The sequence below is a fragment of the Pseudomonas sp. UBA7500 genome (genome assembly GCF_002478435.1).
GTDB lineage: Bacteria > Pseudomonadota > Gammaproteobacteria > Pseudomonadales > Pseudomonadaceae > Aquipseudomonas > Aquipseudomonas palmensis.
In genome coordinates, this window is sequence record NZ_DLNW01000034.1 from 71,806 (window position 1) to 90,035 (window position 18,230).

The following is an 18,230-nucleotide window of genomic DNA, read 5'->3' on the forward strand; positions in this document are numbered from 1 at the left end:
AATGCGAAAAGTAATACTTCAAACTGTTTTTTGGTTCTAAGCACCACCCCGTGATCCGCTTCGAAAATCACCTGTCGCCGCGCCACAGTGGCGCCTAATTATTTCACCCGTTCATCCGTTCCCCTGTGTACATCCTCGGCCCCTGAAGGGCGTGTGCCGGTGCCCGAACACCCGGCTCCCTGCGCCCCGCGATGCCGATTTTCACGTACAGACACTGGCAGGAACTTTCCATGACGGACGCCTTCGAACTCCCGGTTACGCTGGTCCAGGCCCTCACCCAGCGTGCTGCGCTGACCCCTGAGCGGGTGGCCTTGCGCTTTCTCGCCGAAGACGCCCGCGACCAGGCCGTGCTCAGCTACCGTGACCTGCACCTGCGTGCATGCAGCATCGCCGCCGCATTGCAGGCGCGTGCGGTGCCGGGCGACCGCGCGATCCTGCTGTTCCCCAGTGGCCCGGACTACGTCGCCGCGTTCTTCGGCTGCCTGTATGCCGGGGTGATCGCCGTGCCGGCCTATCCGCCGGAATCCTCGCGCACCCACCACCAGGCCCGCCTGCTGTCGATCATCGAGGACGCCCAGCCGCGCCTGCTGCTGACCGTCGATAACCTGCACAACAGCCTGCTGGCCCTGGATGCACTCAAGGGCGAGGATGCGCCGCAGCTGCTCAGCGTCGATCACCTTGACGCCGGCCTGGGCGAGCAGTGGCAGGCCCCGTCGCTCAAGCCGGACGACATCGCCTTTCTGCAGTACACCTCCGGCTCCACCGCGCTGCCCAAGGGCGTGCAGGTCAGCCACGGCAACCTGGTGGCCAACGAAGTGCTGATCCGCCACGGTTTCGGCATCGACGTGAACCCCGACGACGTGATCGTCAGCTGGCTGCCGCTGTACCACGACATGGGCCTGATCGGCGGCCTGCTGCAACCGATCTTCAGCGGCGTGCCCTGCGTGCTGATGGCCCCGGCCTACTTCCTGGCGCGGCCGCAGCGCTGGCTGCAGGCGATCAGCGATTACCGCGGCACCATCAGCGGCGGGCCGGACTTCGCCTACCGCCTGTGCAACGAGCGCGTCAGCAGTGCGGCGCTGGCCAGCTTCGACCTGAGCTGCTGGCGCGTGGCCTATTCGGGCTCCGAGCCGATCCGCCAGGACAGCCTCGACAGCTTTGCCGACAAATTCGCCGCGTGCGGTTTTGTGCCCTCGAGTTTCTTCGCCAGCTACGGCCTGGCCGAAGCCACCCTGTTCGTCAGTGGCAGCGTGCGCGGCGGCGGTATCCCCGCGCTGGCGCTGGACAGCGCGGCACTGGCGCACAACCGCGCCGAAGCAGGCGAGGGCAGCGTGCAGATGAGCTGCGGCTTCAGCCAGCCGCTGCACGCGGTGCAGGTCGTCGAACCGCACACCCTGGCTGTGCTGGGCGACAACCAGGTGGGCGAGATCTGGGCCGCCGGCCCGAGCATCGCCCACGGTTACTGGCGCAACCCCGAGGCCAGCGCAAAGACCTTCGTCGAGCACGGCGGGCGCACCTGGCTGCGCACCGGCGACCTGGGCTTCATGCGTGACGGCGAACTGTTCGTCACCGGGCGCCTGAAGGACATGCTCATCGTGCGCGGGCACAACCTCTACCCGCAGGACCTGGAAAAGACCCTGGAGCGCGAGGTCGACGTGCTGCGCAAGGGCCGCGTGGCAGTGTTCGCCGTCGACGACCAGGGCGAGGAGGGTATCGGCATCGCGGTGGAGATCAGCCGCAACGTGCAGAAGGTCATCGAGCCGGCGAACCTGATCTGCACCCTGCGCCAGGTCATCGCCGATGCCTGCCAGCAGGCACCGGCGGTGGTGCTGCTGCTCAACCCCGGTGCGTTGCCCAAGACCTCCAGCGGCAAGTTGCAGCGTTCGGCCTGCCGCCTGCGCCTGCACGATGGCAGCCTGGACTGCTACGCCCGCTTCCCGGAGGCCCAGGCGCCTGCCGCACGCCACGCGGCGCCGAGCGGCGACGGGTTGCAGGCGCTGATCGCGCGGCTGTGGTGCGAGCAACTGAACGTGGCCGAGGTGGGCGAAGACGATCACTTCTTCCTGCTCGGCGGCAACTCCATCGCCGCCACCCAGCTCACGGCGCGCCTGCGTGACGAACTGGGGCTGGAACTGAGCCTGAGCCTGCTGTTCGAAGCGCCGACCCTGGCAGGCTTCACTGCCCAGGTGGCCCGCCTGCACATCGACGGCGGGGTGGCCCAGGGCGCCATCGCGCAATTGCCCCGGGAACAGGCGCTGCCGCAATCGCTGGCCCAGGCCCGGCTGTGGCTGCTGTGGCAACTGGAGCCCGGCAGTGCGGCCTACAACATCCCGGGGGGCCTGCGCTTGCGCGGCGAACTGGACGAGGCTGCGCTGCGCAGCAGCTTCCAGGCGCTGGTGGCCCGCCATGAAGCGCTGCGCACGGTGTTTGCCGACCACCACGGGCAACCGGTGCAGCGCGTGCTGGCGAACCTGGCGTTGCAGGTGCACAGCCTGGACCTGGGGCACGAAACCCCGGCCCGCGTTCAACAGTTGCGCGAAGACGAGGCGCGCCAACCCTTCGACCTGGAGCGCGGGCCGCTGCTGCGGGTCACCCTGGTACGCCAGGACAACGAAACCCATCAGCTGTGGGTGACCCTGCACCACATCATCGCCGACGGCTGGTCGATGAACATTCTGCTGGACGAATTCGCGCGCCTGTATGCCGCCGCCTGCCAGGGCCAGCAGTCGCGACTGAATGCATTGCCGGTGCATTACGCCGACTATGCCAGCTGGCAGCGGCAGTGGCTGGCCCAGGGGGAAAGTAACCGCCAGCTCGCCTACTGGAAGGCCTTGCTCGGCGATGCGCAGCCGGTGCTCGACCTGCCCACCGATCACCCGCGCTCGGTGCAGCAGCGCAACAGCGCCACGCGCCTGAGCCTGCGTCTTGAGCCGGCGCTGGGCACTGCACTGCGCCAGGTGGCCCAGGCCCACGATGCCAGCCTGTTCATGCTGTTGCTGGCGGCCTGGCAAACCCTGCTGCACCGCTACAGCGGCCAGCGCGACATCCGTGTCGGCGTGCCCAATGCCAACCGCCCGCGCCTGGAAACCCAGGGCCTGGTCGGCTTCTTCATCAACCCCCAGGTGCTGCGTGCCGAGCTTGACCCGCGCCAGCCCTTCAGTGCCTTGCTGGCCCAGGTGCGCCAGCGCACCCTTGAAGCCCAGGCCAACCAGGACCTGCCGTTCGAGCAGTTGGTCGAAGCCTTCCCCGAGGCCCGCGAGCAGGGCCTGTTCCAGGTCATGTTCAACCACCAGCAGCGCGACCTCGGCGCCTTGCGCCGCCTGCCGGGGCTGTTGGCCGACGAACTGGCGTGGCACAGCCGCGAGGCCAAGTTCGACCTGCAACTGCACAGCGAAGAAGACCACCAGGGCCGCATCAGCCTTTCCTTCGACTATGCCGACGAGCTGTTCGACGCTGCCAGCATCGAGCGCCTGGCCGCGCAACTGGTCAGCCTGCTGCAGCAGGTGAGCAGCGCGCCGCAGCTGCCGCTGGCCGAGCTGAACCTGCTCGACGCCCCGGGCCGCGCCCAACTGCTCGACTGGGGCCAGGCCCCGGCAGCGGCCCCCGGCCAGTGGCTGGTGGAGCAACTCAACGAACAGGCGCGCAGCACCCCGCAGCGCACCGCGCTGGTATGGGCCGGCGGCAGCCTGGACTACGCGAGCCTGCACACCCAGGCCAACCGCCTGGCCCATTACCTGCGCGACAAGGGCGTGGGCCCGGACGTGTGCGTGGCGATTGCCGCCGAGCGTTCGCCGCAGCTGCTGGTGGGCCTGCTGGCGATTCTCAAGGCCGGTGGTGCCTACGTGCCGCTGGACGTCGACTACCCGGCCGAGCGCCTGGCCTACATGCTCGCCGACTGCGGCGCAAGCCTGCTGCTCAGCCACAGCGAGGTGCTCGAACGCCTGCCCCAGGTCGAGGGCGTGAGTACCATCGCCATGGACACCCTGCACCTGGACAACTGGCCCAGCCAGGCGCCGGGCCTGCACCTGCACGGTGACAACCTGGCCTACGTGATCTACACCTCCGGCTCCACCGGCCAGCCCAAGGGCGTGGGCAACACCCATGCGGCCCTGGCCGAGCGCCTGCACTGGATGCAGGCCACCTATGCGCTGGACGACCACGACGTGCTGCTGCAAAAAGCCCCGATCAGCTTCGACGTGTCGGTGTGGGAATGCTTCTGGCCGCTGGCCCAGGGCTGCACGCTGGTGCTGGCCGGCCCCGGCGAGCACCGCGACCCGCAGCGCATCGCCGAACTGGTGCAGCAGCATGGCGTGACCACGCTGCACTTCGTGCCGCCGCTGTTGCAGGTGTTCGTGCAGGAGCCCCTGGCGGCCGCCTGTACCAGCCTGCGCCGGGTGTTCTCCGGCGGCGAGGCGTTGCCGGCGGCGCTGCGCGACCGTGTGCTGCAGGTACTGCCGCACGTGGCACTGCACAACCGCTATGGGCCGACCGAAACCGCGATCAATGTCACCCACTGGCACTGCCGCCGTGAAGACGGCCTGCGCTCGCCCATCGGCCGGCCCCTGGCCAACGTGCAGTGCCAGGTGCTCGATGAGGAGCTGGCGCTTTCGCCTGTGGGGGTGCCCGGTGAGCTGTGCCTGGGCGGTGCGGGCCTGGCCCGTGGCTACCTGGGCCGGCCAGGCCTCACCGCCGAACGCTTCGTGCCCGGCGCCGACGGCCAGCGCCTGTACCGCAGCGGCGACCGTGCGCGCTGGCTGGCCGACCTGGGGGCACTGGAATACCTGGGCCGCATCGACCAGCAGGTCAAACTGCGCGGTTTTCGTGTAGAGCCCGAAGAGGTGCAGGCCTGCCTGCTGGCCCAGCCGGGCGTGGAGCAGGCCGTGGTGCTGGTACGCGACACGGCGGCCGGCCCGCAACTGGTCGGCTACTACACCCACGCGCACGACTGCGGCGAAGCATTGCTGAGCGCACTGGCGGCGCAATTGCCGCCCTACATGGTGCCCGCGCAACTGGTGCACCTGGCGCAGATGCCGCTGGGCCCCAGCGGCAAGCTCGACCGCAAGGCGCTGCCCGAGCCGAGCTGGCAGCAGCGCGTGCATGTTGCCCCGGTCACGCCGCTGCAACAGCAGATCGCCGCCATCTGGTGCGATGTGCTGGGCCTGGCGCGGGTCGGCCTGGACGATGACTTCTTCGCCCTCGGCGGGCACTCGCTGCTGGCCACCCAGATCATCGCCCGCACGCGCCAGGCCTGCGACGTCGAACTGCCACTGCGCACCCTGTTCGAAGCCAGCGCGCTGGGCGCCTTCGCCGCGCGCATCGAGGCCCTGCAACTGGCCGGGCAGCACAACCTGCAAGGCGAAATAACGCGCATCGACCGCAGCCAGCCGGTGCCGCTATCGTACTCGCAGCAGCGCATGTGGTTCCTCTGGCAGATGGAGCCGGACAGCCCGGCCTACAACGTCGGCGGCATGGCACGCCTGCGCGGGGTGCTGGACGTCAGCCGCTTCGAACAGGCCCTGCAGGCGCTGATCGTGCGCCACGAGACCTTGCGCACCACCTTCCCGAGCATCGATGGCGTACCGTACCAGGCCGTTTCGCCCGACACCGGGCTGCTGATGAACTGGCTGGATTTTTCGGCCCACGACCAGGTGCAGCGCCAGCAGCGCCTGCAGGCTCTGGCCGACGAGCAGGCGCACCAGCCGTTCGACCTGGAGACCGGGCCGCTGCTGCGTGCCTGCCTGGTCAAGGCCGGCGAGCAGGAGCACTACTTCGTGCTCACCCTGCACCACATCGTCACCGAAGGCTGGGCCATGGACATCTTTGCCCGCGAGCTGGGCGAGCTGTACGAAGCGTTTCTCGACGACCGCGATTCGCCGCTCGAACCGCTGCCGGTGCAGTACCTGGACTACAGCGTGTGGCAGCGCCAGTGGCTGGAGGCCGGCGAGCGCCAGCGCCAGCTGGACTACTGGCGCGCACAGCTGGGCGATGAACACCCGGTGCTGGAATTGCCCGCCGATCGTCCGCGCCCGGCGGTGCAGAGCCACCGCGGCGAGCTGTACCGCTTCGACCTGAGCGATGAGCTGGCCGCCAGGGTGCGCGCCTTCAATGCCGAGCATGGCCTGACCCTGTTCATGACCATGACTGCCACCCTGGCGCTGCTGCTGTACCGCTACAGCGGGCAGACCGACCTGCGCATCGGCGCACCGGTGGCCAACCGCATCCGCCCGGAAAGCGAGGGGTTGATCGGCGCCTTCCTCAACACCCAGGTGCTGCGTTGCCAGCTGGACGGGCAGATGCGCGTGGCCGACCTGATCGAGCAGGTGCGCCAGACCGTGATCGACGGCCAGTCGCACCAGGACCTGCCGTTCGACCACCTGGTCGAAGCCTTGCAGCCACCGCGCAGCGCCGCCTACAACCCGCTGTTCCAGGTGATGTGCAACGTGCAGCGCTGGGAATTCCAGCAGAGCCGCCAACTGGCCGGCATGCAGGTGGAGTACCTGGTCAACGACGCCCGGGCGACCAAGTTCGACCTCAACCTGGAAGTCACCGACCTCGACCGTCGCCTGGGCTGCTGCCTGACCTACAGTTGCGACCTGTTCGACGCGCCGCGCATCGCGCGCATGGCGGCGCACTGGCAGCGATTGCTCGACGCCTTGCTGCTCGACCCGCAGCAACGCCTGTGCGAACTGCCGCTGCTGGGCGAGGGCGAGCGCCAGGCCCTGTTCGACAACCTGGCCGGCGACCCCGCAGCGCCGGGCCTGAACCGCACCGTGCATGACCTGTTCAGTGCACAGGCCCAGCGCACCCCGGAGGCACTGGCACTGACCTTTGCCGGCGAACACCTGAGCTACGCCCAGCTCGATGCCCGGGCCAACCGCCTGGCGCGGGTGCTGCGCGAACGTGGCGTGGGCCCGCAGGTGCGGGTGGGCCTGGCGCTGGAGCGTTCGGCGCAGTTGGTGATCGGCCTGCTGGCGATTCTCAAGGCCGGCGGTGCCTACGTGCCGCTGGACCCGGAATACCCCCTCGAACGCCTGCAGTACATGATCCAGGACAGCGGCATCGGCCTGCTGCTGGGCCAGCGCGCGCTGTTCGACAGGCTGGGCGAGCTGCCGCCCGGCGTGGCCCGCTGGTGCCTGGACGACGACGCGGCGGCGCTGCACGGCTACAGCGCCGAGGCCTTGCCGTCACTCAGCCTGCCGGGCCACCAGGCCTACCTGATCTACACCTCCGGCTCCACCGGCAAGCCCAAGGGCGTGGTGGTCAGCCATGGCGAGATCGCCATGCACTGCCTGGCGGTGATCGAGGCGTTCGGCATGCGCAGCGACGACTGCGAGCTGCACTTCTATTCGATCAACTTCGACGCGGCCACCGAGCGCCTGCTGGTGCCATTGCTCAGCGGCGCACGGGTGGTGCTGCGCGCCCAGGGGCAGTGGGGCGCCGAGGAAATCTGCACGCTGATCCGCCAGCAGCAGGTCAGCGTGCTGGGCTTCACGCCGAGCTACGGCAGCCAGTTGGCGCAATGGCTGGCCAGCCGCGACGAACAGCTGCCGGTGCGCCTGTGCATCACCGGCGGCGAAGCACTGACCGGCGAGCACCTGCAACGCATTCGCGAGGCGTTCAAGCCGGCGCAGTTCTTCAATGCCTACGGCCCCACCGAAACCGTGGTGATGCCGCTGGCCTGCCTGGCACCACCGGCCCTTGAAGCGGGCGTCGGCAGTGTGCCGATCGGCCGGGTGATCGGCGCCCGCGTGGCGTACATCCTCGATGCCGACCTGGCGCTGCTGCCGCAGGGCGCCATTGGCGAGCTGTACATCGGTGGCGCAGGCCTGGCCCAGGGCTACCATGATCGACCTGGGCTGAGCGCCGAACGCTTCGTCGCCGACCCGTTCAGCCAGCGGGGCGGGCGCCTGTACCGCACCGGCGACCTGGTGCGCCAGCGCGCCGACGGGCTGGTGGAGTACATGGGGCGTATCGACCACCAGGTGAAGATCCGCGGCTTCCGTATCGAGCTGGGTGAAATCGAAAGCCGCCTGCTGGAACATGCCGACGTGCGCGAGGCCGTGGTGCTGGCGCTGGACATGCCCGGCGGCAAGCAACTGGCTGCCTACCTGGTGTGCGAGCAGGCACAGGCCGGCGCCGAACAGCAGGCGGCGCTGCGCGACAGCCTCAAGGCGCAACTGCGGGTGAACCTGCCCGACTACATGGTGCCCGCCCACCTGGTGCTGCTGGATCAGATGCCGCTGACCGGCAACGGCAAGCTCGACCGTCACGCGTTGCCGCTGCCGGACAGGGAGCAGGGCCGCGAGCACTACGAGGCGCCACGCAGCGAGGTGGAGCAGCAACTGGCCGCGATCTGGCGCGATGTGCTCAACGTCGAGCGCGTGGGCCTGCAGGACAACTTCTTCGAACTGGGCGGCGACTCGATCCTGTCGATCCAGGTGGTCAGCCGCGCCCGCCAGCTGGGCCTGCACTTCAGCGCCCGCGACCTGTTCCAGCAGCAGACCGTGCAGACCCTGGCCACGGTGGCCAGCCGCAGCCAGGCCACGTTGATCGAACAGGGCCCGCTCAGCGGCGCCGCAGCGCTCACGCCGATCCAGCACTGGTTCTTCGACAGCGACGTGGTGCAACCGCAGCACTGGAACCAGGCCGTGCTGCTGGCGCCTGCCGAACGCCTGGCCGGCGCCGCGCTGGAACAGGCCCTGCAGGCGCTGGTGGCGCATCACGATGCACTGCGCCTGCGCTTTTGCGAGGGCCGCGCCAGCTACGCCCCGGCCGATACGCGCGCACTGCTGTGGCAGGCCTCGGTGGCCGACCTGCAGGATTGCCAGGCCCTGTACAGCGATGTGCAGCGCAGCCTCGACCTCGCCGACGGCCCGCTGCTGCGTGCGCTGCTGGTGGAGGACGGGCAGGGCGCCCAGCGCCTGCTGCTGGCGATCCATCACCTGGTGGTGGATGGCGTGTCGTGGCGCGTGCTGCTCGAAGACCTGCAGGCGCTGTACCGTGGCCAGCCGCTGGCAGCCAAGACCAGCGCGATGAGCCACTGGGCCGCACGCCTGGCCACCTATGCCGGCAGCGACTCGCTGCGTGACGAGCAGCACTGGTGGCAGGCGCAGCTCAGTGCCGCCACCCGCGAGCTGCCGTGCGACCACCCCCAGGGTGCCAACCTGCACCGCCAGGCGCACACCGTCAGCGTGCAACTGAGCCAGGGGCAGACGCGCCAGTTGCTGCAGCAGGCCCCCGCGGCCTACCGCACCCAGGTCAACGACCTGTTGCTGACCGCGCTGGCCCGGGTGCTGTGCCGCTGGAGCGGCGATACCTCGGTGCTGGTGCAGCTCGAAGGGCATGGCCGCGAGACCCTGTTCGACGAGATCGACCTGAGCCGCAGCGTCGGCTGGTTCACCAGCGCCTACCCGCTGCGCCTGAGCCCGCTGAACATCGAGGAGGCCGCCGGGCAGGCGGCCTCGATCAAGGCGATCAAGGAGCAACTGCGCAGCGTGCCGCACAAGGGCCTGGGGTATGGGGTACTGCGCTACCTGGCCGATGACGCCACCCGCGAAGCCATGGCCGCGCTGCCCCAGGCGCGCATCACCTTCAACTACCTGGGCCAGTTCGACCAGCAGTTCGGCAGTGCGGCGCTGTATCAGCCGGTGGACGAACCCGCGGGCCTGGCCCACGACCTCGACGCACCGCTGCCCAACTGGCTGAGCGTCGACGGCCAGGTGTACGGCGGCCAGTTGCAGCTGCGCTGGACCTTCAGCCGCGAGCGCTTCGACACCCAGACCATCGAAGAGCTGGCCCGCGCCTACCTCGGCGAGCTGGCGAGCCTGATCGTCCATTGCCTGGATGACGCCAACGGCAGCTTCACGCCGTCGGACTTCCCGCTGGCGCGCCTGACCCAGGCACAGATCGACAGCCTGCCGGTGCCCGCCGCGCAGATCGAGGACGTGTACCCGCTGACCCCGATGCAGGAGGGCATGCTGCTGCACACGCTGCTCGAACCGGGCACCGGCATCTACTACATGCAGGACCGCTACCGCATCAACAGCGAGATCGACCCGCAGCGCTTCGCCCAGGCCTGGCAGGCGGTGGTGGCGCGGCACGAAGCCCTGCGCGCCTCGTTCTGCTGGAATGCCGGCGAAGGCATGCTGCAGATCATTCACAAGCCCGGCACCACGCCTATCGACTATCAGGACTGGAGCGCCGACCCGCAGGCCGATCACGAAGCACGCCTGCAGGCCCTGCACAAGCAGGAGCGCGAGGCCGGTTTCGAGCTGTTGCAGCAGGCGCCGTTCCACCTGCGCCTGATGCGCGTGGGCCAGGCGCAGTACTGGTTCATGATGAGCAACCACCACATCCTCATCGATGCCTGGTGCCGCTCGCTGCTGATGAACGACTTCTTCGAGCTCTACCTGGCCCTGGGCGAGGGCCGTGAGGCGCAGCTGGCGACGCCGCCGCGCTACCGCGACTACATCGGCTGGCTGCAGCACCAGAGCCTGGACGAGGCGCGCCAGTGGTGGCGGCAGAACCTGCAGGGCTTCGAGCGCACCACCTACCTTCCAAGCGACCGCCCGCTGCTGCGCGAGCACGCGGGCGATCACGGCGGCATGCAGGTGGGCGACTGCTACACGCGCCTGGCGGTGGAGGACGGGGTACGCCTGCGCGAGCTGGCCCAGGCCCATCAGCTGACCGTCAACACCTTCGCCCAGGCGGCCTGGGCGCTGGTGCTCAGCCGCTTCAGCGGCGAGCGTGACGTGGTGTTCGGCGTGACCGTGGCCGGGCGCCCGGTCAGCCTGCCGCAGATGCAGCACACCGTGGGCCTGTTCATCAACAGCATCGCACTGCGTGTCACCCTGCCGGCCCCCGGCCAGCGGTGTTCGGTGCGCCAGTGGCTGCAGGGCCTGCTGGAGCGCAACATGGAGGTGCGCGAGTACGAGTACCTGCCGCTGGTCAACATCCAGGAATGCAGCGAACTGCCCAAGGGCCAGCCGCTGTTCGACAGCCTGTTCGTGTTCGAGAACGCCCCGGTCGAAGTGGCGGTGCTGGACCGCGCCCAGAGCCTGAATGCAACCTCCGACTCGGGCCGCACCCACACCAACTTCCCGCTCACGGCGGTGTGCTACCCCGGCGACGACCTGGGCCTGCACCTGTCGTTCGACCAGCGCTACTTCGACCGCGCCACCGTCGAACGCCTGCTGGGAGAATTCAAGCGCCTGCTGCTGGCGCTGATGGAGGGCTTGCACGGCGATGTGGCGCAGCTGGCACTGCTGGGCGAGCAGGAACAGCGCTTCCTGCTGCAGGACTGCAACCGCAGCGAGCATGCCTATCCGCTGCAGCAGAGCTACGCGGCGTTGTTCGAGGCGAGGGTGGCGGCGCATCCCGATCGGGTGGTCGCACGCTGCCTCGAACAGCAGTGCAGCTACGCCGAGCTGAACTGCCAGGCCAACCGCCTCGGGCATGCCCTGGTGGCGGCCGGGGTGCAGGTCGACCAGCCGGTGGCACTGCTGGCCGAGCGCGGGCTGGCGCTGCTGGGCATGATCGTCGGCAGCTTCAAGGCCGGCGCCGGCTACCTGCCGCTGGACCCGGGCCTGCCCGGCGCGCGTCTGCAACGCATCGTCGAGCTCAGCCGCACCCCGGTGATCGTCTGCACTCGGGCCTGCCTGGCCCAGGCACAGGCCCTGCTCGACGAACTGGGGTGTGCCGGGCGGCCGCGCCTGCTGGTGTGGGAGGACATTCAGGCCGGCGACGGCAGCGAAGCCAGCCCGGGCATCTACAGCGCGCCGGACAATCTCGCCTACGTGATCTACACCTCCGGCTCCACCGGCCTGCCCAAGGGCGTGATGGTCGAGCAGCGCGGCATGCTCAACAACCAGCTGAGCAAGGTGCCGTACCTGCAACTGGGCGAAGCGGACGTGATCGCGCAGACCGCCTCGCAGAGCTTTGATATCTCGGTGTGGCAGTTCCTTGCCGCGCCGCTGTTCGGCGCGCAGGTGGCGATCGTGCCCAATGCCATCGCGCACGATCCGCAAGGGCTGCTGGAGCATGTGCAGGCCGCCGGCATCACGGTGCTCGAAAGCGTGCCGTCGCTGATCCAGGGCATGCTGGCCAACGAGCGCCAGCACCTGAGCGGCCTGCGCTGGATGCTGCCCACCGGCGAGGCGATGCCGCCGGAGCTGGCCTGGCAGTGGCTGGAGCGCTACCCGCAGGTCGGCCTGGTGAATGCCTACGGCCCGGCCGAGTGCTCCGATGACGTGGCGTTCTTCCGCGTCGATGCGGCCTCCACCCAGGGCAGCTACCTGCCGATCGGCACGCCGACCGACAACAACCGCCTGTACCTGTTCGGTGAAGATCACGAGCTGGTGCCGCTGGGCGCGGTGGGCGAGCTGTGCGTGGCCGGCACCGGGGTAGGGCGCGGCTACGTGGGCGACCCGCTGCGCACGGCCCAGGCGTTCATCCCGCACCCGTTCGGCGCCCCGGGCGAGCGCCTGTACCGCACCGGCGACCTGGCACGCCGGCGTGCCGACGGGGTGCTGGAGTACGTGGGGCGCATCGATCACCAGGTGAAGATTCGCGGCTACCGCATCGAACTGGGCGAAATCGAGGCACGCCTGCATGAACAGGTCCAGGTGCGTGACGCGGCGGTGGGCGTGCAGGAGGGTGCCAACGGCAAGCACCTGGTCGGCTACCTGGTGGCGGCCGACAGCCGTGCCGACACGGCGCCATTGCTGGAACAGGTTCGCCAGCGCCTGCGCGCCGAACTGCCGGAGTACATGGTGCCGCTGCACTGGGCGTGGCTGGCCGAGTTGCCGCGCAACGCCAATGGCAAGCTCGACCGCAAGGCGCTGCCGGCCATCGAGTTCGGCCAGCAGCACAGCCAGGCCTACCTGGCGCCGCGCAGCGAACTGGAGCAGCAACTGGCTGACATCTGGGCCGATGTGCTCAAGGTCGAGCGGGTGGGGGTGCGCGACAACTTCTTCGAGTTGGGCGGGCATTCGCTGCTGGCCACCCAGATTGCTTCGCGGGTGCAGAAGGTGCTGCAACTGAACGTGCCGCTGCGGGCCATGTTCGAATGCAGCAGCGTGGAGGAACTGGCGATCTATGTGGAGGGCCTCGAGGCCACGGTGCTGAGCGACGACAAGGTCGACCGGCTGAGTGACCTGATGGCTTCGCTGGAGGCGTTGTAGGCAGCCGAGCGGGGCATTTTGGTTTAGCATCCATGCTTCGCTCATGCGCGCCAGCCTTCGGGCTGGCGCGCTGCTGTTCATCTGCACACGGTCGGTATCGATGCGCCTTTTCCCTGCTTTGTTTCGTGGTTGTTCCTGTCTGTCGCTGCTGGCGGCCCTCTTGTTGATGTGCCTGCCGGGCATCGCCAGCGCCGCGGAGGTCGATGGCGCGCGCATGGGCCTGCTGTGGGGCGTGCCGTTTGCCGGCATCCTGCTGAGCATCGCCTTGCTGCCCATCGTGGCCGCACCGCTGTGGCATCACCATTTCGGCAAGATCACCCTGGGCTGGACGCTGCTGTTCGCGCTGCCGTTCTGCTTTGCCTTCGGCTGGCACGCCAGCCTGGGGCTGGGCGTGCACGTACTGCTGGCCGAGTACCTGCCGTTCATCATCCTGCTGTTTGCGCTGTTCACCATTTCGGGCGGGATCGTGGTGGAGGGCAACCTGCATGGCTCGCCGTGGCTCAACACGCGGTTGCTGGCGCTGGGGGCGGTGCTGGCCTCGGTGATGGGCACCACGGGGGCGGCGATGCTGCTGATCCGCCCGCTGCTGCGTGCCAACGACAACCGCAAGCACACCGCGCACGTGGTGGTGTTCTTCATCTTTCTGGTGGCTAACGTCGGCGGCGGCCTGACCCCGTTGGGCGACCCGCCGTTGTTCCTGGGTTTTCTCAAGGGTGTGAGCTTTGCCTGGACCCTGCAGCACATGGCCTTGCCGGTGGTGCTGCTGGCGGTGCCGTTGCTGGGCGTGTTCTACCTGATCGACCGCTACTACTATCGCCGCGAAAACGAGATGCTGGCCGAAGACCCGACGCCGGATGCGCCGTTGCGCCTGCTGGGCAAGCGCAACTTCCTGCTGTTGGCGGGCGTGGTGCTGGCGGTATTGATGTCGGGCCTCTGGAAACCGGGGATTGGCGTCGAGCTGATGGGCACTCGGGTCGAGGTGCAGAACCTGTTGCGTGACGGCCTGCTGGTGGTACTGGCCTTGCTGTCGTTGTGGTTCACCCCGCGCGGCCTGCGGGTTGCCAACGAGTTCGACTGGGGGCCGATCGTCGAGGTGGCCAAGTTGTTTGCGGGCATCTTTCTCACCATTGCCCCGGTGATTGCGATATTGCGGGCCGGCAGTGACGGCCAGTTGGCGTGGTTGGTGGCGAGCGTGAGTGGTGCGCAGGGCGAGCCGATCGACAGCATGTACTTCTGGTTGAGCGGGACCTTGTCGAGCTTCCTGGACAATGCGCCGACCTATTTGTTGTTCTTCAACATGGCGGCTGGGGATGCGCAGGTGTTGATGGAGCGCATGCCGCAGACCTTGCTGGCGATCTCCATGGGTTCGGTGTTCATGGGTGCGATGACCTACATTGGCAACGCGCCGAACTTCATGGTCAAGGCGATAGCCGAGCAGCGCGGGGTGAAGATGCCGAGCTTCTTCGGGTACATGGCGTGGTCGTGTGCGGTGCTGTTGCCGTTGCTGGTGGTGTTGACGCTGGTGATGCTGTAGCGCCACCCCAACCCCCAAAGGCCATGATGGCCCTACTGCGATCTTCGGCCGAACAAACAAGGCTGACAACACCGATCCTGCAGGCCATGGCCTGTGGGATTTGCATCGCCAGCCCTGGTGCCCGGCTTCAGATATCTGTTGGCGTGGTGAGTCTCAGCGCTTGCCCAGTATCTTCCCCAACATCTCTGGCCGCGGCGCACCCTGCTGGGTCTGCAACTGCCCCTTGTCATCCAGGTAGAAGATCGCCGGCGTAGCCGACAACCCCAGCTCCTCCATCAGCGCCAGGTTCGCATCCAGCTTGGCCTGCACCTGCGCCGGAATCTTCGCCAGCGGCTTGAGGGTGCTGGCCTTGCCCGCGCTTTCATGGGCCTGCAAGGCCTTCTGCGGGTCGGCGCTGGCCAGCAACGCGGCCGACTTGGCCGGGCTGTCGGCGCGGATGATGCCGACCATGATGTGGCGCAATTGCACCTTGCCCGAGTCCACCCACGGCCGTGCCTGCTGCCAGAACATGTTGCAGTACGGGCAGTTGGGGTCGCTGAACAGGTACACCACCCGCGGTGCATCGGCCTTGCCATCGGCAATCCACGCGGTCTTGTCGAGCTTGGCCCACACCTGCTTGGCCATGGGTCCATACACCAGCTTCTCCAGCGGCGCCTCGCTCAGGTCCTGGCCCTGTTCGTCGAACAGGCTGCCAACCAGCACGTGCTTGCCGTCCGGGGTCAGGTACAGGGCCACGCCACGGTTCTGGAACTGCGCGGCATAACCTTTCAGGCCATTGGGCGCATCGAAGCTGCCGGTGACCTTGGCGCCCTTGGCCTCGATCTGCTGCACGGCCTTGGGCAATTCTTCGGCGACGGCCAGTTGGGTGGCGAACATGCCCAGGGCGAGGGTAATGGCGGAAACTTTCATGGTGTCGTCCTTGCTGGAACGGTGGGAGCGAGCGCGGTATCGCGGTCGAAGGATTCGAGGGCATGGCGCAGGCTGGCACGGGACAGCTCCCCCAGGTGGCTGCCCACCAGGCGCCCCTCGGCGTCGTAGAACAGGGTGGTTGGCAGCGCCATGGAGCCGACCTGCTGGGCCAGCTGGCCACCGGTATCGAACAGTACATGGGACAGGTTCAGGCCGGTGGTGGCCAGGAAGTTGGTGACGATCTGCGGGGTTTCGCCCTGGTTGACGAACAGGAAGGTCACGTCCGGATAATCATGCTGGGCCTGTTGCAGCACCGGCATCTCGCGCCGGCACGGCGGGCACCAGGTGGCCCACAGGTTGATCACCAACGGCCGGCCGCGGTGGCTGTGCAGCGCCACCGAATGGCCCTGGGCATCGCGCAGGGCCAGGTCCGGCAGTTGCGTGCCCTGTTCGTAGAGGTGGCTGGCCCAGCTGGCCAGCAACCAGAACAGCGCGCCGCTGAACAGGCCCCAGCCCAGTGGCCGGCGCAGGCTCGCCTGGCGCCAGGCGTACCAGGCCGCCCCCAGCAGCACCGCCACCAGGCCGGCCCAGGGCAAAAAGCCGCCATCGCGGATGTCGATGATCTGCACCGGGTCTTCGGCATACATCGACCAGTAGCGCGCCACGAACCCCAGCCGGGCGCACAGCAGGCCGAGCAGGAACAGGCGAAACAGTGCGGCCTCGGGGTTGTCGCCGCCGCGCCTGGCCACCCGCCAGCCCACCAGCGTGGCCAGGCCCAGGGCGCAGAGCAGCAGCAGGTGGTCGAGGGCGATGGTCAGGGGGCCCAGGTTAACGGTCAGCATCAGCCTTGGCTCCGGGTGGCGGTCCAGTGTTGCAGGAAGGTGGCGGCGTTGACTTCACCGGTGATGCGCCTGGCCCGGCGCTCGTCGCCCTCGGGGCCGATCCACAGCATGCTCGGCGGGCCGGGCACCTGGTAGCGCTGCAGCAGCTGCTGGCTGGCCGGGGCATCGGCGGTCACGTCCAGGCGTACCAGGCGCACGCCTTCCAGCGCAGCGAGCACGTCGGGGCGGGCGAACACCTGTTTTTCCATGACTTTGCACGACACGCACCAGTCGGCGTAGTAATCCAGGAACACCCACTGCCCCTGGGCCTTGGCGGCGTCCAGCTGCGCCTGCAGCTCGGCCGGGGTGCGCACCGTGGTGAAGGCGTCGGCGTGGGGCGCAGCCACGGCATTGCCGGTGCCACCGGCATAGGGTTGCAGGGGCTGCAGCAGGTTGCTCGCGCCACCGGCCGCGCCCACCACCAGCAAGGCGCCCCACAGGCCCGCCAGCAGCACGGCCGGTTGCAGGGCGCGCAGGGTGTGGACCGCGGGCCAGGCGCCCCAGGCCAGCGCGATCAGCCAGGCCCCGCACAGGCCCAGCCACAGCGCAGGGTCGAGCACCGCGCGCAGGGTGTACAACGCCATGCCCAGGAACACGAAGCCGAACACCGCCTTGACCCGGTTCATCCAGGCCCCCGGACGTGGCAGGTAGCGGTTGCCCACGGTCACCAGCAGCAACAGCGGCAGGCCCATGCCCAGGCCCAGGCTGAACAGCACCAGCGCGCCATGCACGGCATTGCCGCTCTGCGCGATGTACAGCAGCGCGCCGGCCAGCGGGGCGGTCATGCACGGCCCCATCAGCAGGCCCGACAAGGCCCCCAGCAGTACCGCGCCATACAGATTGCCGCCACGGGTGTTGCGGCCTGCGCGCTCCAGGCGGTCGCGCACGAAGGTGGGCAGCTGCAGCTCGAAGGCGCCGAACATCGGCAGGGCCAGCAGCACGAACAGCGCGGCCAGGCTGCCCAGCAGCCAAGGCTGCTGCAGCCATGCCTGCAGGCTGGCGCCAAGCAGTGCGGCAACCACGCCCAGGGCGGCATACACCAGCGCCATGCTCAGTACGTAGGCGCCTGCCAGCACCAGCCCGCGGCGGGTGCTGGCGCCGTTGCCCATCACCAGCCCGGCCAGGATCGGCAGCATCGGCAACGAACAGGGGGTAAAGGCCAGCAGCAGTCCCAGGCCGAAGAAGGCCAGCAGGCTCCAGGCCAGCGGGTGTTCGCCGAGGCTGCCGGCCAGGGCCTGGTCGCTGGCCTGTTCGGCGCCTGCGGCCTGCCCGCCCAGGTCGACCGGGCTGGTTTGGGGCGGGTAGCACAGCCCCGCGTCGGCACAGCCCTGCCAGCCCATGCGCAACTGGCCGGTGGCGTTGGCCGGTATCAGCAGCTCGAGTTCGCCGCGGTACACCTGGGTTTCGCCGAAGTACTCGTCGCTGTGGGGCAGGGCCGGCGGCAGTGGTGGTACCGCCTCGGGGGCCAGGCCATCGAACTTCAGACGCTTCTGGTACAGGTAGTAGCCGTCGCTGATCTGCCAGTGCAGGCGCATCTGCCCCGAGGGCAGGCGCTCGCTGCTGAACACGAAGGCCTTTTCCACGGGCAGGAACTCGCTCTGGGCAAAAGGGTTGTTGAAGGGCTGGGCCTGGCTCAGCGAACTGAACAGCCACAGCAGGGCTAGAAGAAATACGCGCATGTCGACGCCTTGGCAGTGCGATAAGCCCGCAAGACTGACCGGCATG

At 68.5% G+C, this 18,230-nt stretch carries 5 protein-coding genes; 2 read left to right on the plus strand and 3 right to left on the minus strand.

Going from position 1 to position 18,230, the window contains the following annotated elements; all coding sequences use genetic code 11:
- Positions 1-230 precede the first annotated feature (230 nt).
- Together B4I46_RS15510 and B4I46_RS15515 are read left to right on the plus strand one after the other, a co-directional pair.
- On the plus strand, positions 231-13,181 hold the full coding sequence (locus B4I46_RS15510) for a non-ribosomal peptide synthetase (protein WP_286900884.1): 12,951 nt from the start codon (positions 231-233) through the stop codon (positions 13,179-13,181).
- A 166-nt stretch (positions 13,182-13,347) separates the two neighbouring features.
- A complete protein-coding gene (locus B4I46_RS15515; protein WP_240619937.1) occupies positions 13,348-14,715 on the plus strand; it encodes a sodium:proton antiporter in 1,368 nt (455 codons plus the stop codon).
- 153 nt (positions 14,716-14,868) lie between these two features.
- Here the strand turns inward: B4I46_RS15515 and dsbG are convergent, their stop codons facing one another.
- Genes dsbG through dsbD form a run of 3 tightly spaced genes read right to left on the minus strand, consistent with a single transcriptional unit; the run spans position 14,869 to position 18,184 of the window.
- A complete protein-coding gene (dsbG, locus tag B4I46_RS15520; RefSeq protein WP_058542021.1) occupies positions 14,869-15,624 on the minus strand; it encodes a thiol:disulfide interchange protein DsbG in 756 nt (251 codons plus the stop codon).
- Positions 15,621-16,466 (minus strand): TlpA family protein disulfide reductase, encoded by an 846-nt coding sequence (locus B4I46_RS15525; RefSeq protein ID WP_043862398.1) that lies wholly within the window; start codon positions 16,464-16,466, stop codon positions 15,621-15,623. Before B4I46_RS15525 ends, dsbG begins: the two co-directional genes overlap by 4 nt.
- Entirely contained in the window at positions 16,466-18,184 is a 1,719-nt protein-coding gene (gene dsbD, locus B4I46_RS15530; RefSeq protein WP_210015285.1) for a protein-disulfide reductase DsbD, read from the minus strand. The genes B4I46_RS15525 and dsbD overlap by 1 nt, the downstream gene beginning before the upstream one ends.
- Positions 18,185-18,230: the final 46 nt, after the last annotated feature.